This window comes from Streptomyces krungchingensis (genome assembly GCF_054729265.1).
In genome coordinates this window covers 8,893,681-8,914,220 of the sequence record NZ_JBPUKY010000001.1, presented here as the reverse complement: position 1 = coordinate 8,914,220, position 20,540 = coordinate 8,893,681, and the positions used below count along the sequence as shown (strand labels likewise).

The following is a 20,540-nucleotide window of genomic DNA, read 5'->3' as shown; positions in this document are numbered from 1 at the left end:
ACGGTCAGCCGCCGAACACGTCCGTCGCCGCGTCGAAGATCGTGTCCGTGTCTGCGGTCTCCTCGGGGACGAGCCCACCGCCGTCGGGGACGTCGGGATCCTCGGGCACCGTCTCGGGGCCCGTGTCCTCGTCGGGGGTACCCGGGTCGCTCGGCGGGGCGGGCGGTACCGCGGACGCGGACCGGCCGGGCGCGGCACTCCTGTCCGGCGGGCTCTGCGCGGTCCCGGATTCCGTCGCCGACGGCGTGGCCGTGGCGCACGCCACCGGGTCTCCGGCCGAGGGGGCACCCGTCGGGAGGCCGGACCGCGTGGGACCGGACCTCGCGGCGCCCGCCGCGGCCTGATCGGAACCGCTGTCCGCGCCGGGGGGCCGCGCCCCGGGAGTGACCGTCCCCGGGGTCCCGCCCGGGACGCTGCCCGTCGGCCGCGACGGCACGGGGGCGGCCGCGGTCGGCGTGCCGCAGTCCGGACCGGTGCCCCGCCCGTCCGGGCCGACTCCCGGGGCCGAGTCGTACGGACCGGGTGACGACCGGTAGGGGCGCTCCGTCGCGCCCGAACCGTCCGGCGCCGGTACGACGTGGTCGTGTCGGTGGCCGTCGTGCCCCGTCGGGCGCTCGATCCACTGGTGGTCGTCGACGTCCACGATCGTGAGGCCGGTGATCACCGTGGGCGCCGGGGCGACCTCGACGACCTGGGTCGGCCGATATCCCGACCAGGGCGTGCCGCGGGTGCCCGAACCGCTCCCGCGCGCGGCCGGCGTGCCGATCGGGTTGCCGCAGGCGCAGCGGACCCGGGGGACGCCCCGGTCGTCGACGAGGACGGCGGTACCGGTCTGGAGAACGGACTGGAAACTGGTCGCCCGTCCGTCGCTGAACCCGTGGTTGGTGACCCGGGTGTCGGCACGCAGCACGACCGAGGTCAGCCCGCGCAGGAAGTCCGGGACCGACGACCGGGAGATGCCCGCGACCCCGGCGAAGGCGCGCGCCTTGCTCCCGTCGGCGGCGAGGAAGCGGATCTCCTTCTCCACGTCGCAGCTCGCGGTGTTCCGGGTGCCGCCGTACAGGCCCGACAGGGAGCCCGGGACGACGAGCGTGCCCCGCGGGGCGAAGGCGCCGCCGCTCGCCGCCGGTTGCGGCGTTCGGGTGACACCCGGGTCGGCCCCGCCGCCGGTGGCGGTGGAGTCGGTGAAGGGGTCGGGCCCCCGGTCCGTGACGGGCTGGAGGTAGACGTCCTCGCCGGACGAGGCGCCGGACGCGCTGGCCTGGCCGCTGTCGCCGCCGCACCCGGCGACGAGGAGCGCCGCCGCGAGCGTGCAGGCCGTGACGAGGGCCCTGGTGGGTATGTGCACCACGTTCTCCCGTTCATCCCGGGCAATTCGACCACCATTGTCTGCGTCGCCCGCTCGGGTCACGCAAGCCGAAGCGGTCACCCAGCGTCACAATGGAAGGGAGAGGAGCGCTCATCGTGGAGTGGTTCGTCGCCCCCGAGTACTGGTGGAGCCGGCTGGTCTTCCAGCGGGCGCTGGCCGTCGTGTACCTGATGGCTTTCCTGGGCGCGGCGCTGCAGTTCCGCGCGCTGCTCGGGGAGCGCGGGATGCTGCCGGTCCCGCGATTCGTGGCGCGCGTGCCGTTCCGTGCCGCGCCGAGCGTGTTCCATCTGCGCTACTCGGACCGCTTCTTCGCGCTCTGGTCCTGGACGGGCTGCGCGGTGTCGGTGGCGCTGATCGCGGGGGCCGACTCGCTGCTGCCGCTGTGGGGCGGGATGCTGTTGTGGCTGGTCCCGTGGGCGCTGTACCTGTCGATCGTCAACGTCGGCCAGACGTGGTACTCGTTCGGGTGGGAGTCCCTGCTGCTCGAAGTGGGCTTCCTGGCGGTCTTCCTCGGCAACGACGAGGTGGCGCCGCCGATCGTCGTGCTGTTCCTGCTGCGGTGGGTGCTGTTCCGCGTGGAGTTCGGCGCGGGGATGATCAAAATGCGGGGGGACGCGTGCTGGCGGAAGCTGACCTGCCTGTACTACCACCACGAGACACAGCCGATGCCGGGCCCGCTGAGCTGGTTCTTCCACCATCTCCCCAAGCCGTTCCACCGGATCGAGGTGGCCGCCAACCACGTCACCCAACTCGTCGTCCCGGTGCTCCTCTTCACGCCGCAGCCGATCGCCACCGCGGCCGCCTCGCTGATGATCCTCACCCAGCTGTGGCTGGTGCTGTCCGGGAACTTCGCGTGGCTGAACTGGACGACCATCGTGGTGGCCCTGTCGGCGGTCCGGTTCCCCGGCACGGCCCCGCGCGTCGCCGGGCCACCGCTCTGGTACGAGGTCGTCGTGCTCGCCGTGGCAGCGGGTCTGCTCGCGCTCAGTTACCGGCCGGCCCGCAATCTGCTCTCCCGGCGCCAGGTCATGAACCGCTCCTTCGACCCGCTCCATCTGGTCAACACCTACGGGGCGTTCGGCAGTGTCAGCCGGGTGCGTTACGAGGTGGTCGTCGAGGGCACCGCGGACGATCTGCCGCGTGAGCACTCGCGGTGGCAGGAGTACGAGTTCAAGGGCAAGCCGGGCGACCTTCGCCACTGGCCGCGCCAGTTCGCGCCCTACCATCTGCGGCTGGACTGGCTGATGTGGTTCGCGGCGCTGTCGCCCGCGTACGCCGGCGCCTGGTTCGCGGGTCTGGTGGAGCGGCTGCTGGAGAACGACCGGGACACCCTGCGGCTGCTGCGCCGCTCGCCGTTCCCCGCCGACGCGCCGCCCCGCTACGTCCGCGCCCGCCTCTACCGCTACCGGTACACGACATGGCGCGAACTGCGGGAGACCGGCGCCTGCTGGCACCGCACGTACGTACGCGACTTCCTGCCGCCGACACGCCTGGAGACGGCCGCCGAGCGCCGCGTGCCGTACTGACGGCCCTCCGCGCGCGAAGGTGGGGTCCGCCCCTCGCTCGCGGGAACCGGTCCCGGTGGACGGCGGGCGCGTCAGACGCCGTAGACGCGCGTGGCGGTGCCGGAGAGGACCGCCTCGGTCTCCTCGCCGTCGAGGCCGGACAGCAGCTCCCGCGTGGCGTCGACGACCTGTCCGTAGGTCGCGGCCAGGGTGCACACGGGCCAGTCGGAGCCGAACATCAGGCGGGCGGGGCCGAAGGCGTCCAGGACCGTGTCCGCGTAGGGGCGCAGGTCCTCGACCGTCCAGTCGGCCGGGTCCGCCTCGGTGACGAGTCCGGAGAGTTTGCAGACCGTGTTGGGCAGGGCGGCCAGCGCGCGGACGGAGGCGGCCCAGGGCTCCAGGGCGCCCCGGGCTATCGGCGGCTTGCCCGCGTGGTCGAGCACGAAGGTCAGTCCGGGGTGGTCGGCGGCCGCCGCGGCGCACGCGGACAGCTGGTGCGGGAGCACGACCAGGTCGTAGACGAGTCCCGCCGCGGCGACGGCGGCGAGTCCTCGGCGTACGTCGGGACGCAGCAGCCACCGTGGGTCGGACTCGCCCTGGACCTGGTGACGGATGCCCTTCAGGTACCCGCCGCCCGGCAGCTCGCGCAGCCGGGCCAGCTCCTCGGCGACGTCGGGTCGGGTCAGATCGGTCCAGCCGACGACCCCCGCCACCAGTTCGCTCTCCCGCGCGAGGGCCAGGAACTCCGGGGTCTCCCCGGCCACGGTGACCGTCTGGACGAGGACGGTCCGGTCGACGCCCGCGGCGCGCGCCTCGGGCTCCAGGTCGGACATCCCGAAGTCCCGGCGCAGTGACTGGAGTTCCGGCCCGGTGATCCAGTCCTGGTCCCGGACGGACAGGTCCCACACGTGGTGGTGGGCGTCGACGGTCACGGCAGCTCCCACACCACGGGCAGTCCCGCGTCGGCGCCCGCGCCGGAGTAGTCGTGGACGACGTCGAGGAGTTCGGCCATGCGGGCCTGCCAGGCGATGTTGACCGGCAGCTTCTCCAGCTCGGCCAGCATGCGCCCGTAGTCCTCGCACTCCAGGAGGTGGAACAGGTCGGTGCCGCTGCGCCAGATCGTCCAGGAGGTGGCCCCGGCGGCGCGGATCGCGGCGGTCAGGTCCTCGGGGACCTCGCGGTGGGCGGCCTCGTACGCGGCGACCCGGTCGGCGCGGACCTTCGTGTGCAGGGCGACTCTCATGACGGCTCCGGTACGGGGACGGGGGCGCCTGCGGGCAGCAGGCCTTCCGCGCGCAGTTCGTGCCAGAAGCCGGCGGGCACCTTCGTGGTGAACTGTGCGACGCAGTCGCGGACTTCGTGCGCGGAGCGGCAGCCGACCAGGACACTCGCGACCGCGGGATGGGCGGCCGGGAAGGTCAGGGCGGCGGCCCGCAGCGTGGTGCCGTGCCGTTCGGCGACGGACTTGAGCCGCAGGGCGCGCTCCAGGACCTCCGCGGGTGCTGCGGAGTAGTCGTAGGTCGCACCCGGCCGCGGGTCGGCCAGCAGACCGGAGTTGAAGACGCCGCCGACGACGACGGAGGTGCCGCGCTGTCCGGCCGCGGGCAGCAGGTCGGCGAGGGCGCCGTGTTCGAGGAGGGTGTAACGGCCCGCGCACAGCACCACGTCGACGTCCGTGTCGGCGACGAAGCGGGTGAGCATCGCGGTCTGGTTCATGCCCGCGCCGATCGCGCCGACCACGCCCTGCGCGCGCAGGTCCTCCAGGGCCGGGTAGCCCTCGCGGAAGGCCTGTTCGGCGTGGTCGTCGGGGTCGTGCAGGTAGACGACGTCGACCCGGTCGAGTCCGAGGCGTTCGAGGCTGGCGTCCAGGCTCCGCCGCACTCCGTCGGCGCTGAAGTCCCAGACGCGGCGGTGGGTGGCGGGGACGGCGAAGCCGTGGGCGAGGTCGTCGCCGCCCTCGTCGGTCGGCTCCAGGACGCGGCCCACCTTGGTGGACAGGGTGTACGCGGCGCGCGGCCGGTCGCGCAGGGCCGCGCCCAGGCGCCGTTCGGAGAGGCCGATGCCGTAGTGCGGCGCGGTGTCGAAGGAGCGGATGCCGCACTCCCAGGCGGCGTCGACGGCCTGGTACGCCTGCTCCTCCGCGACCTCGGTGTAGAGGCCGCCGATGGCCGCCCCGCCGAAGGACAGCGCACCGACCTCGACCCCGCTGCCTCCCAGCGCGCTCACTGCCCCACCGGCCGCAGTCGCAGGCCCTGCATGCCCCCGTCGACGGCGAGCGCGGTACCGGTGGTGGCACCGGACAGGGGGCTCGCCAAGTAGGCGATGGCACCGGCGACTTCGGAGGCCGTCACGAGCCGGCCGGTGGGCTGGCGGGCCTCCAGAGCGGCTCGTTCGGCGGCCGGGTCCGCGGCGGCGTCCAGCAGCCGGCCGACCCAGGGTGTGTCCACGGTCCCGGGGTTCACGCAGTTGACCCGGATGCCTTCGCGGACGTGGTCGGCGGCCATGGCGAGGGTGAGGGACAGGACGGCGCCCTTGGTGGCGGAGTACAGGGCGCGCCGGGGCAGGCCCGCGGTGGCGGCGATGGAGCAGGTGTTCACGACGGCCGCGTGCGCGGACCGCCGGAGCAGGGGCAGCGCGGCGCGGCTGGTGCGCACGATGCCGAGGACGTTGACGTCGAGGACGCGGTGCCACTCGGCGTCGTCGTTGTCCTCGACGGTGCCCTGGGCGCCGATGCCCGCGTTGTTGACGAGGACGTCGAGGCCGCCGAGGGCTTCGGCGGCAGCGGCCACGGCGGCGCGGACGGAGGCGTCGTCGGTGACGTCGGCGCGGTGGCCGAGCAGTGGCCCCTCGACCGACGACGGGTCCAGGTCGAGCACGGCGACCCGGGCGCCGCGGGCGGCGAGCAGGTCCGCGGTGGCCCGTCCGATGCCGGACGCACCGCCGGTCACCAGCGCCTTGAGCCCGTCGAAGTCCTGTGCGTCCGTCATGCGGCCGCCCCCTTCCGGTCGGTTCGTGACTGCTGCGCGAGGTCGGCTGCCCAGAAAGTACCGCCGGGGTAGGTGAATTCCGCGATGGACTCGGGTCGCATGGTGGCCGAGAAGCCGGGCGACGACGGTGCCGTGTAGTGGCCGTCGCGGATCACCACGGGGTCGACGAAGTGGTCGTGGAGGTGGTCGACGTACTCGATCACCCGGTCCTCGGTGGTGCCCGACAGCGCGACGAAGTCGAACATCGAGAGATGCTGGACCAGTTCGCAGAGTCCGACCCCGCCCGCGTGCGGGCACACCGGCACACCGAACTTGGCGGCGAGCAGCAGGATGGCTAGGTTCTCGTTGACCCCGCCGACGCGGGCCGCGTCGATCTGGAGGACGTCGATGGCGCCGGCCTGGAGGAGCTGCTTGAACACGATGCGGTTCTGGACGTGTTCGCCGGTGGCCACCTTCACGGGTGTCACGGCCTTGCGGACGGCCGCGTGCCCGAGGACGTCGTCCGGGCTGGTCGGCTCCTCGATCCAGTAGGGCTGGAACTCGCCGAGCGCGTTGGTCCAGGCGATCGCCTCGTCGACGTTCCACCGCTGATTGGCGTCGATGGCGATCCTGATGCCGGGGCCGACCACGGAGCGGGCGACCCGGCAGCGGCGCAGGTCGTCGTCGAGGTCCGCGCCGACCTTGAGCTTGATCTGGCGGAACCCGGCCGTGACGGCCTCGGCCGCGAGCCGGGTGAGCTTCTCGTCGTCGTAGCCGAGCCAGCCGGGCGAGGTGGTGTACGCGGGGAAGCCGCGCTCCAGGAGGTCTGCCCGGCGCTGCTCGGCACCCTCCTTCCCGCGGCGCAGCAGGTCCAGCGCCTCCTGCGGGGTCAGCGCGTCGGTGATGTAGCGGAAGTCCACCTGGCCGACCAGCCATTCGGGGTCGGCGTCGGCGAGCAGCCGCCACAGCGGCTTGCGGGCGCGTTTGGCCGCGAGGTCCCAGACGGCGTTGAGGACGGCGCCGATCGCCATGTGCATCACGCCCTTCTCGGGTCCCAGCCAGCGCAGTTGGCTGTCGCCGATCAGGTCCCGGCCGAGCGATCCCGGGTCCGCGCACAGCTCGTCGACGGACCGGCCGATCACATGTCCGCGCAGCGCGTCGATCGCGGCGACCTGGACGTCGTTGCCCCGCCCGATGGTGAAGGTGAATCCGTGCCCCTCGGGAAGGTCGGCGTCGTCGGTGCGCAGTACGACGTAGGCCGCCGAGTAGTCGGGGTCCGGGTTCATCGCGTCCGAGCCGTCGAGCTCGCGCGAGGTGGGGAAACGGATGTCGTAGGTGTCGACCGCGGTGATACGGGCGGCAGTTGGGGACACGGGAGGCCTTTCGGTCCGGGACGGGGGCGTACGGAGGGCCCGTACGGAGTCGAAGGGGGTCAGTCCTGGGCGCGGCCCGTCGTCACGCGGGCGATCATGAGGGCGACCAGGATGATCCCGCCGTAGATGGCCTGGATCCAGAAGGACGGCACCTGGGCGAGCGTGAGCAGGTTCTGCACGACGCCGAGCAGCAGGACGCCGGTCAGGGCGCCGAACATGGTGCCCTTGCCGCCGTCCAGGCTGATGCCGCCGATGACCGCCGCCGCGAACACGGTGAAGATCATGTTGTTGCCCTGGTTGGCGCTGATCGCCCCCACGTAGCCGGTCTGCATGATCCCGCCGACCGAGGCGAGGACGCCCGCGACGACGAACACGCCGAGCATGACGCGCTCGACGCGGATGCCGGCCGCGCGGGCCGCGTCCGCGTTGCCGCCGATCGCGTACAGGGCGCGGCCGACGCGGTGGTACTTGAGGACCAGGCCCGCGACGCCGAAGGCGACGGCGGCCAGCCACACGGACATCGGGACGCGCAGGAAGGTGGTGGTGGCCAGCGAGAAGAACGCGTCGGGCATCCCGAACAGCGTCTTGCCCTTGGTCGCGCCGACCAGCAGCCCGCGCAGGATGATCAGCATGGCGAGGGTCACGATGAAGGCGTTGAGCTTGAACTTCACCACGAGGATGCCGTTGAAGGCGCCGATGGCCGCGCCCACCAGGAGGATCGCGAGAAGGGCGAGCGCCGCGGGGAGTTCGGTGCCCCAGCCGGACTGGGCCGCGGGCAGGACGAGCAGCGCGCCGACGGCGGGCGCGATGCCGACGACGGACTCCAGCGACAGGTCGAACTTGCCGGTGATGAGCACGAGGGACTCGGCGAGCACGACCATGGCGAGGGCCGCCGACGCGCCGAGGATCGAGATGAGGTTGCGCTCGGTGAGGAAGGAGTCGTTGACGAACGCTCCGAGCACCATGAGCAGCAACAGGGCCGGGACGAGGGCGAGTTCGCGGGCGCGGCGGAGCAGCATCGTCTTGGCGGCACGCGGGTCCGGGGCCCGGAGGGGGGTGAGCGGCGGGGCCTTGGTGTCAGCCATGGTCCACTCCTTCGATGGAGGCGATGAGCTCGTGGTCGTGCCAGCCGGCGGGGTGCTCGGCGACGACGCGGCCGTGGAAGAGGACGAGGACGCGGTCGCAGCGGCGCAGGTCGTCGAGTTCGTCGGAGACGACGAGCACGGCCGTGCCGTCCTCCCGGGCGCTGTCCATGCGTGAGAGCAGCGACTCCTTGGACTTCACGTCGACGCCCGCGGTGGGGTTGATGAGGACGAGGAGACGCGGGTCCGAGGCGAGGGCGCGGGCCATCACGACCTTCTGCGCGTTGCCTCCGGAGAGGTCGGAGACGGGTTGCTCCGGGCCCTCGGTGTGGATGTCGAGGCGCTCGATGAGGTCGGCGGCGAAGGCGCGTCTGCGGTCGGTGCCGATGAATCCGTGGCGCCCGAGCCGACCGAGGACGGTCATGGTGGTGTTGTCGCCGACGTTCATCGAGGAGACGAGCCCCTGGTCGTGACGGTCGCGCGGCACGCATCCGACGCCCGCCCGCAGCGCGGCCTGGACGTCGCCGAACGGCAGGCGCTCGCCGTCCAGCCGCGCGGTTCCGCCGGTCGGGGTGTGCAGTCCGGCGAGGGACTCGGCGAGCTCGATCTTGCCGCTGCCGCTGGAGCCGGCGAGGCCGAGGACCTCGCCGCGGCGGACGGTGAGGTCGATGTCCTCGTAGGCGCCCGAGGTGAGGCCCTCGACGTCGAGGATCACCGGCGCGTCCGCGGCCACCGTCCGGTCGGCGCCCCGCCGTTCGGCGATCGACTCGCCCGCCATGGCCTCCACCAGGGCCGGGCGCGGGAGTTCGGCGACCGGCGCGGTGGTGATCCAGCGGGCGTCGCGCAGGACCGTGACCGTCTGGCACACCTCGTACACCTCCTGGAGGTGGTGCGAGATGAACAGGAAGGTCACCCCCGACTCCTGGAGGGCGCGCATCCGGGTGAACAGCCGGTCGATCTCCCGGTTGTCGAGCTGGGCGGTCGGTTCGTCGAGCACGATGAACCGGGCGCCGAAGCTCAACGCCCGTGCGATCTCGACCATTTGGCGGTCCTCGACCTTGAGGTCGGCGGTCCGCGCGTCCGGGTCGACGTGCACGTCCCAGGTGTCGAGGACCTCGGCCGCCTCGGTCCTCAGCCGACGCCAGCTGATGAGGCCTCCCCTGCCGGTGGGCTGCCGGTTGATGAAGAGGTTCTCGGCGACCGTGAGTTCGGGGACGACGGTGGACCGCTGATAGACGCACGCCACCTTGCGGCGCCAGGCGTCCCGGTCGGCGAGGGCGGGCGCGGGCTCACCGTCGAAGAGGACGGTGCCCTCGTCGGCGGCCTGGAGTCCGGTGAGCACGTTGACGAGGGTGGACTTGCCCGCGCCGTTGCGGCCGACGAGGGCGTGCGACTCACCGGGAAGGACGGTGAGCCGGCCGTCTTGGAGAGCGACGGTGGGTCCGTACCGCTTGACGATCCCCCGCGCCTCGACCAGTGGTGTACTCATTTGACCGTGTTGCCCCACAGCTTGGGGTCGTCGACGTTGTCCTTGGTCACCAGCGGCGCGGGCAGCTGGTCCTCCAGGATGCCGCTGGGCAGCTTGACGATCTCCGAGTCGTGGTCCGTCGGGCCCGGCTGGAACGTCTTCCCCTGCATCGCCGCCTTGATGTAGTACATGCCGTACTTGGCGTACGCGTCGGCGGGCTGGGAGACGGTGGCGTCGATCTGGCCCTTGCGGATGGCGTCGAACTCCTGCGGGATGCCGTCGTTGGAGACGATCGTGATGTGGCCCGCCTCGCCCGCCTTCTTCAGCATCCCCTTGGACTTGAGGGTCTGCAGGGTCGGCGCGAGGTAGACGCCGCCCGCCTGCATGTAGATGCCCTTGATGTCGGGGTTGGCGTTGAGCAGGGTGTCCAGCTTGGAGGCCGCGGTGTCCGACTCCCACTTGGCGGGGATCTCCAGGACCTTCAGCTTCGGGTAGTTCTTCTTGACGCAGCTGCGGAACGCCTCGGAGCGGTCACGGCCGTTCACGGAGGCCAGGTCGCCCATGATCTGCACGACCTTGCCGGATCCGACCTGCTTGCCGAGGTACTCGCAGGCCTTCTCCCCGTACGCGACGTTGTCGGCGCGCACGACCATGGCGACCTTGCCCTTGTCGGGTGCGACGTCCACGGCGACCACCGGGACGCCCTTGCGTTCGGCCTGGTCGAGTCCGGCGGCGATCGCGGCACTGTCCAGGGGGGCCACGACGAGGCCCTTCACGCCCTGGTTCAGCTGGTTGTTGATGTCGGTGATCTGCTGCGAGGGATCGCTGTTGGAGTTGACGGTCTTGAGCGCGTCCACGTCCTCGGACTTCGCCATCTTGGGGACGTAGTCGTTGTACGACTGCCAGAACGGCGAAGTCAGCAGGGGCAGGATCACCCCGACCTTGCCGGTGCCGTCGCCTCCTCCGCCGCCCGGGGCGGCGGTGTCCTTGGTGCTGCCGCATGCCGCGAGCACGAGGGTCGCGCAGGTTGCCGCGAGGGCCGCACGTGCCGCTCGCGACGTGGTTCGCCTGTTCCGCACAGTTCTGCCGGCCATCTGACGGCTCCTCATCGAGCGTGATCGAGCAGGATGCGTGGCCGGAGGTCCCTCTTCCAGCCGGGACGAATATTTATCAGACCACTTCGGGGTCACAACACCCTCCGTCGCCAGATTTTCACGGTTTCCGGCCGTAGTGGTCGGACCACATGGCTGGTTAGACTGCGGCGCACCCGGCAACAGGAGGATGTGGCGTGGACGAGACCCTGGCCAAGGAGACGGAGTCGGCCGAGTCGGCCCCGCAGAAGGGCACCGTGACGCAGCGCGCCATCGAGCGGATCAAGGCGATGATCGGCGAGGGCCGCCTCGAACCGGGCCAGCGGCTGCCGACCGAGCGGGACCTCGCGGCGCAGCTCGGCATCTCGCGCAGCTCCATGCGCGAGGCGATCCGGGCGCTCACCGTCCTCGGCGTCCTGGAGGCGCGGCACGGCTCGGGCATCTACGTCACGCAGTTGGAGGCCGGGGACCTGCTGGAGACCTTCGGCGTGGTGGCCGATCTGTCCCGGGGACCGCGACTGGTCGAACTCCTGGAAATCCGCCGCATCCTGGAGTCGACGGCGACCGCTCTCGCCGCGGCCCGCATCACACCGGACCAGCTCGCCGAGGTGGAGGAGCACCTGGCGGCGATGAACGCGACGGACGACCCGGAGGAGATCATCGCCCACGACCTCGCGTTCCACCGTGCCATCGCGACGGCCGCGGGCAACGAGACGATGGCGGCGATCCTGGAAGGTCTGTCCTCCCGCACCTTCCGGGCCCGCGTCTGGCGCGGCTACCAGGAGGAGGGGGCGTTCGAGCGGACCCGGCGGGAGCACGCGGCGATCCACCGCGCCCTGGTGGCCCACGACCCGGAGGCGGCCCGGGCGGCGGCGGCCGCCCACGTGGGCGAGGTCGAGGAGTGGCTACGCAGCCAACTCGGTGCCTAGCAGGCCGTGCTCACGCCCCGGGAGCGCTCCTGGGCCCGCGCCTCGGTACGCTCCGGGCCGGGGTGCCCACCCCGCACCAGCCACGTCCGCCCACACCGGGCCGGGATGCCCGCACCGGGCCGGGCGCCCACCCCGCACCAGAACGTCCGCCGACACCGGGCCGGGGCGCATTCCTCGAACCCCGTGCCCGCGCGCATCCGCCCGCCCCGGGCCGACGTGCCGGCTCCGACCGCGCACCTCCTCCTCTCCGGACCGGGATGTCCGCCCCGGGCCTGATCCGGGACTGATCCGGACTTGATCGGGGCCTGATCCGGACTTGATCGGGGCCTGATCCGGACTTGATCGGGGCCTGCCCCGGCCACGGATCCCGTCCTGGACGTACGGGCAGGGCCCGCCGCGGCCGTGTCACGGTGCGGCGGGCCCTCCCCGTCACGTCAGGGCGTCCCCGTCCTCGCTCAGGCGCGCCGCAGCCTGAGCGTCACCAGCTCGAAGGGGCGCAGCGGGACGGTGATCCGGTCGCCGTCGCGGCCCGGTGCCGTCGCGTCGGCCAGCGGCCGCTCCAGGAGGTCGGTGACCGTGACGGTCGCGACGTCGAAGCCCGGTACGAGCGTGGCCCGGGTACGGCCGCCGCGCGATTCGTGGAAGCGGACGACGACGTCGCCCGTCCCGTCGTCGGCCAGCTTGACGGCGGTCACGACGACCGCGTCCTGCTCGACGCTCACCAACGGCGCGACCTCGTGCGCGCCGCTCACCCGCCGCTCCGGCAGGTTGATCCGCCACCCCTCGCGCACCGCGTCGCCGATCCCGGCGCCCGGCACGAGGGCGTGCCGGAAGCGGTGCACGCCCTGGTCGGTCTCGGGGTCGGGGAAGCGCGGGGCACGCAGCAGCGAGACACGTACCGTGGTGGTCGTGCCCCCGTCGGTGTCGCGTACGGTCCGGGTGACGTCGTGGCCGTATGTGGAGTCGTTCACCAGGGAGACGCCCCAGCCGGGCTCCTCGATGTGCACGAACCGGTGGTTGCACGCCTCGAACTTGGCGGCCTCCCACGAGGTGTTGGTGTGCGTGGGGCGGTAGAAGTGCCCGAACTGGGTCTCGGACGCGTACCGTTCGGCGTGCACGTCGAGCGGGAAGGCGAGCTTCAGGAACTTCTCCGTCTCGTGCCAGTCGACCTCGGTGTCGATGTCGAGGCGGGACTCGCCGGCTGCGAGCGAGAGCACCTGGGTGACCCGCGACGCGCCGAAGGACCGTACGATCCGGACGGACACGCCGTCCTCGCCGGGCGTGATCCCGTCCGTGCCGACCAGGTCGGTGACCGTGTTGCGGTAGAACTCGTCCACGTCCCAGGCGTCCCACATGTTCGGGAAGTCGGGGTGCAGCTGGAGCAGGTTCGCGGCGGTTCCGGGCGCGATCGTCTCGCGGTCGGCGGTGAGGTCGTACGCGGAGACGACGAGTCCCCGGCCGTCGATCTCGACGCGCAGCAGGCCGTTGTCCAGGACGTAGCCGCCCTGGACGCGCGGGGCGAGGGCTGCGACACCGTCGATCCGCGGCGTGCGGGCGCCGCCCGCGGGGACCCCGTCCCGGCCGTGCGGTGCGGAGTTGAACACGAGGTCGGTCGCGCCCTCACCGGCGAGGGCGCGCTGGGCGACGTCGATGATGCCGTCCAGCTCCTCGGCGACGCGGCGATAGGTGGCGCGCGCCTCCCGGTGCACCCAGGCGATGGACGACCCCGGCAGGATGTCGTGGAACTGGTGGAGCAGCACCGTCTTCCAGATCCGGTCCAGCGCCTCGTACGGGTAGGGCAGCCCGGTCCGTACGGCCGCGGTCGCCGCCCACAGCTCGGCCTCCCGCAGCAGGTGTTCGCTGCGCCGGTTGCCCTGCTTGGTGCCGGCCTGGCTGGTGAGCGTGGCGCGGTGCAGTTCGAGATACAACTCGCCGACCCAGACGGGGGCGTTGGGGTACTCGGCGGCGGCCTTGGCGAAGAACTCCCCGGGGGTCTCCCACACCACGGTCGCGGAGCCTTCCAGGTCACGCAGCCGGGCCGCCTTGGCGACCATCTCGCGCGTGGTGCCACCGCCTCCGTCGCCCCAGCCGGTGGGCGCGAGGGAGTGCCGGGCCACGCCCTTGTCCTTGAAGTTGGCCGCCGCGTGGGCGATCTCGCTGCCCTTCATGGAGCAGTTGTAGGTGTCGACGGGCGGGAAGTGCGTGAAGATGCGGGTGCCGTCGATGCCCTCCCACTGGAAGGTGTGGTGCGGGAACTTGTTGGTCTGCGACCAGGAGATCTTCTGTGTGAGCAGCCACTTGGAGCCGGCCGCCTTGATGATCTGCGGGAGACCGGCGGCGAAGCCGAAGGTGTCGGGCAGCCAGGCCTCGTCGTTCTCGACACCGAACTCGTCGAGGAAGAACCGCTTGCCGTGCACGAACTGACGGGCCATCGCCTCCGAGCCGGGCATGTTCGTGTCGGACTCGACCCACATGCCGCCGGCGGGTACGAAACGCCCGTCGGCCACGGCCTTCTTGACCCGGGCCCACACCTCGGGCCGGTGTTCCTTCACCCAGGCCCACTGCTGGGCCTGGGACATGGCGAAGACGAAGTCGGGCTCGTCCTCCAGCAGCGCGGTCATGTTGGAGGTCGTCCGGGCGACCTTGCGGACGGTCTCGCGCAGCGGCCACAGCCAGGCGGAGTCGATGTGCGCGTGCCCGACGGCGCTGATGCGGTGGGCGGAGGGCGCGGCGGGCGTGGACAGCACGTCGGTCAGCCGCTCGCGTGCCGCGGCCGCCGTGCCGCCGACGTCCTGGAGGTCGAGCGCGTCCAGGGCCCGCTCCACGGCGCGCAGGACGTCCCAGCGCCGGGCGGACTCCAGGGGTAGTTCGGCCATCAGCTCGCCGAGGACCTCCAGGTCGACGACGAGCTGCCACACGGTCTCGTCGAAGACCGCGAGGTCCATGCGCTCCAGGCGGTACTGCGGTTCGCTGCCGGCCGTCTCCCTGTCGCCGAGCCGGGTGGGCAGGAAGGGGTGGTAGTCGAGGATGACCGGGTTGGAGGCGGCCTCGATGTGCAGCCGGACCTCCTCCCCGCCCTCGACGGGCGCGCCGATGCGTACCCACTGGTTGCGCGGGTTCAGGCCCTTCACGGGTGTGCCGTCGGGGCGGTAGACGAGTCCCTCGCACTGGAAGCCGGGCATGTTCTCGTCGAAGCCGAGGTCCAGCAGCGCCTCGACCGTGCGGCCGGCCCACGCCCGGGGGACGGTGCCGGTGACGCGGAACCAGCTGGTGCCCCACGGAGCACCCCAGCGCGCGCCCGCCTCGATCGGCTCCACGCTCGCCGCGATTCCCTCGGCGACCGGTACCGGCTCTCCGGGCGCATGCCACACGGCCACGTCCAGCGGTACGGACTCGGGGTACACGGCGGGACGTATGCGCTCGTCCAGGACGCGCTTGAGGCGGGCTTCGACCAGGGTGCGGTCGTCATGCATGAGATTGCTCCGTGGGGTGAGGGTGCGGGCTACCAGGTGTGCGTGGTCGTGGCTGGGGTGGAGACGGTGAACAGCTCCCCCACCGCGCGCAGTTCGAACCGTGCGGCCGTCTCGCCCTGTTCGGGTGCGAGACCGCCGACGTGGAACGCGCGCTGACAGGTGCCGCCGAGGAAGCGGCGCGTGCCGTCGGGGAGGATCCGGTACAGCTCGTAGTGGCGTACGGGTCCGGGGGCGCCCTGCCAGGCGAGGCGCAGGCTGCCTCCGTCAGCGTCGGTGACGCGCAGGCCGGCCGGGGCGGCGGGGGTCACGGGCGCGTCCCGGACGGCGAGGGCGCCGAGGCGCCAGCGGACCGCTCCGCCGCCGGTCATCCGGACCCCGAGCGCCCGTACGGTGCCGGACAGGCCGGTGAGCCGCACGGTGGAGGTCTGCCAGCCGCCGCCGGGCGTCACCGGCAGCGGGAGATACGTGTACGGGGGCGCGCCGCCCGCGGTGCCCGGTTCGGCGGTGGCGACGGCCAGTTCCAGGGCGGGGTTTCCCGCGTCCGTGCGGTGGGTCACTTCGACCACTGTGTCCGGACCGATCGGCAGGCGCGTGGCGTACAGGTCCAGCGTGGTGGGCGCGTCCGGGGTGCCGGCGACCAGGACGCTGCTGCCGCCGCGCCAGGCGTCCGCGAAGTCGAAGGTGACGGCGGGGCGGCGGCCGGTGGTCCGCACCACCCAGCGGCGGGAGGGCAGCCGGTCCTGGAGACCCAGATGGTTCCAGGCGGAGTCCGAGGTGACCTTTCCGTCCTCGTACCACTTCAGCCCGTGGCCTGTGTTGAAGGAGGTGGCGAACGGGACGGAGGTGACGGTGGAGCGGTCGGCGACGGAGACGGCCGGGGCGCGCCAGGCGGCATGGGTGTCCGGTTTGGCGGGGTCGAGGGAGGCGCCGGTCCAGAACAGGTCGTCGGCGGCGTGGAAGTCGCCGGGCGTGCGGTTCGCGGGGAGGTGGTTGCGGGTCCATTCGGGCCGGTAGAAGCCGATGGAGGTGACGTGCGCCTTGCCGGTCGGCACGATGGCGTCCCAGTTCACGGACGCGCCGGTGCCGCTCGCTTCGACGTCGACGCCGGCCCACAGTTCGTAACGGCTGCGGCCGAGTTGCTGCGCGGTCGTCCCGGAGGAGGCCAGGCTGCCGGCGGACCAGCGGAAGTCCACGAACATCGAGTCCGCGGCCTGGAAGAAGGACTTGTTCTGGTTGTTCAGCGCGCCCTGCCAGCTCACCGAGCCGTTCACGGTCATGGCGTCGTACCAGGTGACGCGCTGTCCCCTGGCGGCGCCGAGGGACTTCAGTTCGCGCAGGAAGCCGAGCATGTCGGTGGCCAGCGCCGTGTTCCCGCCGCCGGTCTCGGCGTTGACGAACCAGCCGTCGAAGCCGTACGCCGCGGCGACGGCGACCAGTTGCGCGGCCAGCGGGTAGTGGCCGTTCGCGTCCTTCTGCACCAGGTCGCGGGTCCACTGGAGTTGTCCGCCGTAGGCGACGGGCGGCAGGAAGACGTTGCCGAGGACGGGGACCCCGTGCCGGTGGGCAGCGTCCACGATCGGGGCGTTGGGCGCGAGGATCAGGCCTTCGCCCGAGGAGCCGCCCCAGAAGACGAGTTCGTCGATGTACGCCCAGTGGGTGAGGGCGTAGTAGTCGGCGTCGGCCGAGCCCTGCGAGGGGTTGGCCGACGTGGGCCCGAAGGAGACCAGGGACTGGATGCGTGCCTGGCCGGAGCGGGCCGTGGTGTTCGCGGGGGTCGGGGTGAAGCGCGCGGCGAGCGGCACGGACGCCGCGTTGAAGGCCAGGTCGGCGTCGCTGTCCGCGCGCCAGCCCTTGAGGCTGCGCCAGGTGATTCCGGTGCCGGGGGTGCCCGACGGCAGTGAGTCGGGGTACCAGTACGACGCGTAGGGCTGGAGGTCCCGGGCGGCGGCCGTCGCCGCGGCGCCGCGGGGCGCCGCGGCCGCCGTACCGGACAGGCCCGGCACGAGTCCTGTCGCGGCGCCGGCCGCGGTGAGCAGGACGGTGCGTCTGCTGAGGTTCACGGTGTGCTCCGTATCGTTGGGGGACGGACTACGGTGCTTGCGGTGGTGCCACGGTCACCGGGTGACCTGGTCCGGAACGACCTGGTCCGGGGTGACGACCTCGGTGATGCCCCGCGCCGCGAGGTGTTCCGCGTCGGCGGCGCGGCTTGCGAGCACGGTGGTGGGCCTCGCCCCGTCGGCGGTCAGCCGGGCGAAGGCCTCGAAGACGGCACCGCCGGGCGCGCAGACCGAACGGCCCGGTGCGGTGTCGACGACCAGGGCGGTGGTGCGCGGTGCGGGTGCCTCCGGACGCTGTTCCTTGACGATCCGGGCGATGCTCTCGCCGGCGGGTTTGGTGCGCCGGTCGTTGGTCAGCAGGCCGAGGCTGTACTCGAGTTCGGGGAAGTCGGCGAGGCCGCGGCTGACGTCGTGCGAGCACCACCAGGTGACGCCCCACAGTCCGGGGCAGTCGAGGGCGTGCGCGACGGTCGCCTCGGTGAAGGCGGCGGCGTGCTCGGCCGGGATCAGCGGGGCGGGCGCGCCGACCTCCTGGAGCCAGACGGGGCGGTGCGGGTCGTCGGCCCAGGCCTTGGACAGCTCGATGAGGTAGGCGGCGTGGTGCTCGGTGGCGACCCCCGTACGCCCGTGGCGCTGCGCCGTGCCGTTGAACACCCACGAGTGCACGGCGGTGACCGCGCCGAGCCGTGCCGAGTGCGCGGGCGTGAACGGCTGGTCGTCCTGGTACCAGGCGGCGTCGTACGAGGCGTGCAGGTGGAGCTTGCCGGGGGCGCCGTCGGCGCAGGCGGTGAGCAGCCGGTCCAGCCAGCGGCCGGCCTGCTCGGAGGTGATCCGGTCGGGGTCGGGGTGGGGGCCGGCCGCGAACTGGTTGACCTCGTTGCCGATCGTCATCCCGATGAAGTTGGGCCGGTCCGCGAGTGCGGCGGCCAGGGTGCGCAGGTACTCCGCCTGTGCCTCGACCACGTCCGGGTCGGTGAAGATGTTGCGCCGGTGCCAGGTCTGCGTCCACGCCGGCAGGAAGTCGAAGCTCGACAGGTGTCCTTGCAGTCCGTCCACGTTGACGTCGAGTCCGCGCTCGGCCGCCGCGTCGGCGAGCGCGACGAGCTGTTCGACGGCGCGCGGCCGGATCAGCGTCCGGTTGGGCTGGAAGAGGGGCCACAGCGGGAAGACCCGGATGTGGTCGAGACCGAGGGCGGCGATCGAGTCGAGATCGGCGCGTACGGAGTCGAGGTCGAAGTCGAGCCAGTGGTGGAACCACCCCTCGCTGGGGGTGTAGTTGACGCCGAAGCGCACGGCAGGGGGCATGCGGGGTCCTTGCGGAATCGGTGGTACGGGAGGTCAGCCCTTGACGGCGCCCTCGCCCACACCGCGGAAGAAGTAGCGCTGGAGGCAGGCGAAGAGGGCGATCAGGGGTGCGACGGCGATGATGGTGCCCGCGGCGACGAGCCGTTCGTCGTTGGCGAAGGTGCCGTGCAGGTAGTTGAGTCCGATGGTCAGGGTGAATTTCGACGGGTCGCTGAGCACGATCAGCGGCCACAGGAAGTCGTCCCAGGCGCCCATGAAGGCGAAGATCGCGACCACGGCGAGGGTGCCCTTCACCGACGGGAGGGCGATCCTGAGGAAGCGCTGCCAGGCGTTCGCGCCGTCGACGAAGGCGGCCTCCTCGATCTCGTAGGGGAGGTTGAGGAAGGCGTTGCGCATCAGCAGGACGTTCATCGCGCCGATGCAGCCGGGCAGCACGACACCGATCAGCGTGTTGTTGAGGCCCAGCTCCCGCATGGTCGTGAACTGGGCGATGATGATGCTTTCCGCCGGCACGAGCATGGCGAGGACGAAGACCAGGGTGGCGAGTCTGCGGCCGCGGTAGCGCAGCCGGGCGAGGGCGTACCCGGCGAGTGCGGCGCCCACGCAGTTGGTCACCACGTTGGCCGCCGCCACCTTCAGCGAGTTGAGGGCGTAGTCCCACACGGGGATGGTGTCGGCGACGCGCTGATAGTTGTGCAGGGTCGGATCGCCCGGCAGGAACCGCGGCGGCGAGCTGAAGATGTCCTCGTGCGGACCCTTGAGCGAGGTGGACAGCTGCCACAGGAACGGGCCCACGGTGAGGGCCAGGACACCGAGCAACAGCGCGTAGCGCAGGACGAGTTCCCACACCCGGATGCGCCGGCCGTGCTCGTCCCGGATGCGGGGAGCGTGGACGGTGACGGGTGTCTCGGCGGGGCGTGCCTTCTCGGTGACGCTCACGTCTCCTCCTTCCGGTCGGCGCGCAGCACCAGCAGCATCAGGACGACGGTGACGAGGAAGACGACGACCGAGATGGCGGAGGCGTAGCCGACCCGGCCGGTCAGCCCGGTGCCGGTGCGCTGTACGAGCATCACGAGGGTGGTGTCCTCGCCCGCCGGACCGCCGTCGGGTCCCGCCATCAGGTAGACCTCGGAGAACACCTTGAAGGCGGAGACCGAGGAGAGCGCGGCGACCAGCACCATGGTGGAGCGGACGGCGGGCACGGTGACCGTGAAGAAGCGGCGCACGGCGCCCGCGCCGTCCACCTGGGCGGCCTCGTGCAGTTCGCGCGGGACGTTCGCGAGGGCCGCCAGGTAAATGATCATGTAGTAGCCGAGGCCCCTCCAGACCGTGACGGCCATGGCGCTCAGCAGGAGCAGCCACTGGTCGCTGAGGAAGCCGACCTTGCCGACGCCGATCGCCTCCAGCAGCGCGTTCACCAGGCCGCGTTCGTCCAGGAGCCATACCCAGATGAGCCCGACCACGACGATGGACGCGACCACCGGCGTGTAGAAGGCCGACCGGAAGAAGGTGATGCCGGGGATGTTCTTCTGGACGAGCAGGGCGAGCAGCAGCGGCAGCAGGACGAGCGCGGGGACGACCCCGAGGACGTACAGCGTGCTGTTGCGCAGCCCGGTCCAGAACATCTCGTCGTGCAGCAGCTCCCGGAAGTTGGCCAGGCCCACGTACTCGCCGGGCATCAGGGTCCGGCGGTCGGTGAAGGCGTTCACCAGGGTGGAGACGAAGGGGTAGAGGATGAAGACGCCGACGACCAGGATTCCCGGGGCTGCGAACAGCCAGGGGCTGGTGGGAAGTTGACGCCTCACCCGGGAGCCGGGCCGGGGCGCGCCGGGGCCCTGCTCGCGGGTCGCGGAGCCGGGGTGCCGCCCCCGCGCTGCGGAGCGCGGCACCCGTGCGGTACTGGAGGGACTCGCCATGCCTGA

At 72.0% G+C, this 20,540-nt stretch carries 16 protein-coding genes; 2 read left to right on the top strand and 14 right to left on the bottom strand.

Annotated features, from left to right (window positions below):
* Positions 1-4 precede the first annotated feature (4 nt).
* Entirely contained in the window at positions 5-1,348 is a 1,344-nt protein-coding gene (locus ACSYGO_RS38640) for a DUF6777 domain-containing protein (RefSeq protein ID WP_426676770.1), read from the bottom strand.
* Between the two features lie 116 nt (positions 1,349-1,464).
* Between ACSYGO_RS38640 and ACSYGO_RS38635 the strand changes: the two genes are divergently transcribed.
* Positions 1,465-2,895 (top strand): lipase maturation factor family protein, encoded by a 1,431-nt coding sequence (locus tag ACSYGO_RS38635; protein ID WP_426676771.1) that lies wholly within the window; start codon positions 1,465-1,467, stop codon positions 2,893-2,895.
* 71 nt (positions 2,896-2,966) lie between these two features.
* Here the strand turns inward: ACSYGO_RS38635 and ACSYGO_RS38630 are convergent, their stop codons facing one another.
* The 8 genes from ACSYGO_RS38630 to ACSYGO_RS38595 are packed head-to-tail and all read right to left on the bottom strand — an operon-like array spanning position 2,967 to position 10,857.
* Positions 2,967-3,806: an amidohydrolase family protein gene (locus ACSYGO_RS38630; protein WP_432174016.1), complete on the bottom strand. Its 840-nt coding sequence runs from the start codon at positions 3,804-3,806 to the stop codon at positions 2,967-2,969.
* The gene (locus ACSYGO_RS38625; RefSeq protein ID WP_426676773.1) at positions 3,803-4,117 is read right to left on the bottom strand and encodes an L-rhamnose mutarotase; all 315 of its coding nucleotides are present in this window, start codon (positions 4,115-4,117) and stop codon (positions 3,803-3,805) included. The genes ACSYGO_RS38630 and ACSYGO_RS38625 overlap by 4 nt, the downstream gene beginning before the upstream one ends.
* Complete coding sequence (locus tag ACSYGO_RS38620; protein WP_426676774.1) at positions 4,114-5,100, bottom strand: aldo/keto reductase; 987 nt, start codon at positions 5,098-5,100, stop codon at positions 4,114-4,116. The genes ACSYGO_RS38625 and ACSYGO_RS38620 overlap by 4 nt, the downstream gene beginning before the upstream one ends.
* Positions 5,097-5,861 (bottom strand): SDR family NAD(P)-dependent oxidoreductase, encoded by a 765-nt coding sequence (locus ACSYGO_RS38615; RefSeq protein WP_460389493.1) that lies wholly within the window; start codon positions 5,859-5,861, stop codon positions 5,097-5,099. Before ACSYGO_RS38615 ends, ACSYGO_RS38620 begins: the two co-directional genes overlap by 4 nt.
* Positions 5,858-7,213 (bottom strand): L-fuconate dehydratase, encoded by a 1,356-nt coding sequence (locus ACSYGO_RS38610; protein WP_426676775.1) that lies wholly within the window; start codon positions 7,211-7,213, stop codon positions 5,858-5,860. Before ACSYGO_RS38610 ends, ACSYGO_RS38615 begins: the two co-directional genes overlap by 4 nt.
* Positions 7,214-7,272: 59 nt before the next feature.
* On the bottom strand, positions 7,273-8,298 hold the full coding sequence (locus tag ACSYGO_RS38605) for an ABC transporter permease (RefSeq protein ID WP_095938006.1): 1,026 nt from the start codon (positions 8,296-8,298) through the stop codon (positions 7,273-7,275).
* Complete coding sequence (locus tag ACSYGO_RS38600; RefSeq protein ID WP_460389492.1) at positions 8,291-9,784, bottom strand: sugar ABC transporter ATP-binding protein; 1,494 nt, start codon at positions 9,782-9,784, stop codon at positions 8,291-8,293. The genes ACSYGO_RS38605 and ACSYGO_RS38600 overlap by 8 nt, the downstream gene beginning before the upstream one ends.
* Positions 9,781-10,857 (bottom strand): sugar ABC transporter substrate-binding protein, encoded by a 1,077-nt coding sequence (locus tag ACSYGO_RS38595; protein ID WP_460389491.1) that lies wholly within the window; start codon positions 10,855-10,857, stop codon positions 9,781-9,783. The genes ACSYGO_RS38600 and ACSYGO_RS38595 overlap by 4 nt, the downstream gene beginning before the upstream one ends.
* A gap of 194 nt (positions 10,858-11,051) precedes the next feature.
* On the opposite strand from ACSYGO_RS38595, the gene ACSYGO_RS38590 reads away from it, so the two are divergent.
* A complete protein-coding gene (locus ACSYGO_RS38590) occupies positions 11,052-11,783 on the top strand; it encodes a FadR/GntR family transcriptional regulator (protein ID WP_460389490.1) in 732 nt (243 codons plus the stop codon).
* A 455-nt stretch (positions 11,784-12,238) separates the two neighbouring features.
* Here ACSYGO_RS38590 and ACSYGO_RS38585 read toward each other — a convergent pair whose 3' ends face one another.
* The 5 genes from ACSYGO_RS38585 to ACSYGO_RS38565 are packed head-to-tail and all read right to left on the bottom strand — an operon-like array spanning position 12,239 to position 20,534.
* Positions 12,239-15,256, bottom strand: a complete 3,018-nt coding sequence (locus ACSYGO_RS38585) for an alpha-mannosidase (protein ID WP_435224790.1) — start codon at positions 15,254-15,256, stop codon at positions 12,239-12,241.
* Positions 15,257-15,285: 29 nt separating this feature from the next.
* Entirely contained in the window at positions 15,286-17,316 is a 2,031-nt protein-coding gene (locus ACSYGO_RS38580) for an endo-beta-N-acetylglucosaminidase (protein ID WP_460389489.1), read from the bottom strand.
* 54 nt (positions 17,317-17,370) lie between these two features.
* Complete coding sequence (locus ACSYGO_RS38575; RefSeq protein WP_426676781.1) at positions 17,371-18,618, bottom strand: glycoside hydrolase 5 family protein; 1,248 nt, start codon at positions 18,616-18,618, stop codon at positions 17,371-17,373.
* A 33-nt stretch (positions 18,619-18,651) separates the two neighbouring features.
* Positions 18,652-19,557, bottom strand: coding sequence for a carbohydrate ABC transporter permease (locus ACSYGO_RS38570; RefSeq protein ID WP_432174025.1), 906 nt, complete (start codon positions 19,555-19,557; stop codon positions 18,652-18,654).
* Positions 19,554-20,534: a carbohydrate ABC transporter permease gene (locus ACSYGO_RS38565; protein WP_345656717.1), complete on the bottom strand. Its 981-nt coding sequence runs from the start codon at positions 20,532-20,534 to the stop codon at positions 19,554-19,556. Before ACSYGO_RS38565 ends, ACSYGO_RS38570 begins: the two co-directional genes overlap by 4 nt.
* Between the last annotated feature and the right edge of the window lie 6 nt (positions 20,535-20,540).

Bases quoted from the DNA above. Each gene is read 5' to 3' on its own strand.
- ACSYGO_RS38625 (WP_426676773.1), bottom strand. From the start codon at position 4,117: ATGAGAGTCGCCCTGCACACGAAGGTCCGCGCCGACCGGGTCGCCGCG.
- ACSYGO_RS38615 (WP_460389493.1), bottom strand. From the start codon at position 5,861: ATGACGGACGCACAGGACTTCGACGGGCTCAAGGCGCTGGTGACCGGC.
- ACSYGO_RS38605 (WP_095938006.1), bottom strand. From the start codon at position 8,298: ATGGCTGACACCAAGGCCCCGCCGCTCACCCCCCTCCGGGCCCCGGAC.
- ACSYGO_RS38600 (WP_460389492.1), bottom strand. From the start codon at position 9,784: ATGAGTACACCACTGGTCGAGGCGCGGGGGATCGTCAAGCGGTACGGA.
- ACSYGO_RS38595 (WP_460389491.1), bottom strand. From the start codon at position 10,857: ATGGCCGGCAGAACTGTGCGGAACAGGCGAACCACGTCGCGAGCGGCA.
- ACSYGO_RS38585 (WP_435224790.1), bottom strand. From the start codon at position 15,256: ATGCATGACGACCGCACCCTGGTCGAAGCCCGCCTCAAGCGCGTCCTG.
- ACSYGO_RS38575 (WP_426676781.1), bottom strand. From the start codon at position 18,618: ATGCCCCCTGCCGTGCGCTTCGGCGTCAACTACACCCCCAGCGAGGGG.
- ACSYGO_RS38565 (WP_345656717.1), bottom strand. From the start codon at position 20,534: ATGGCGAGTCCCTCCAGTACCGCACGGGTGCCGCGCTCCGCAGCGCGG.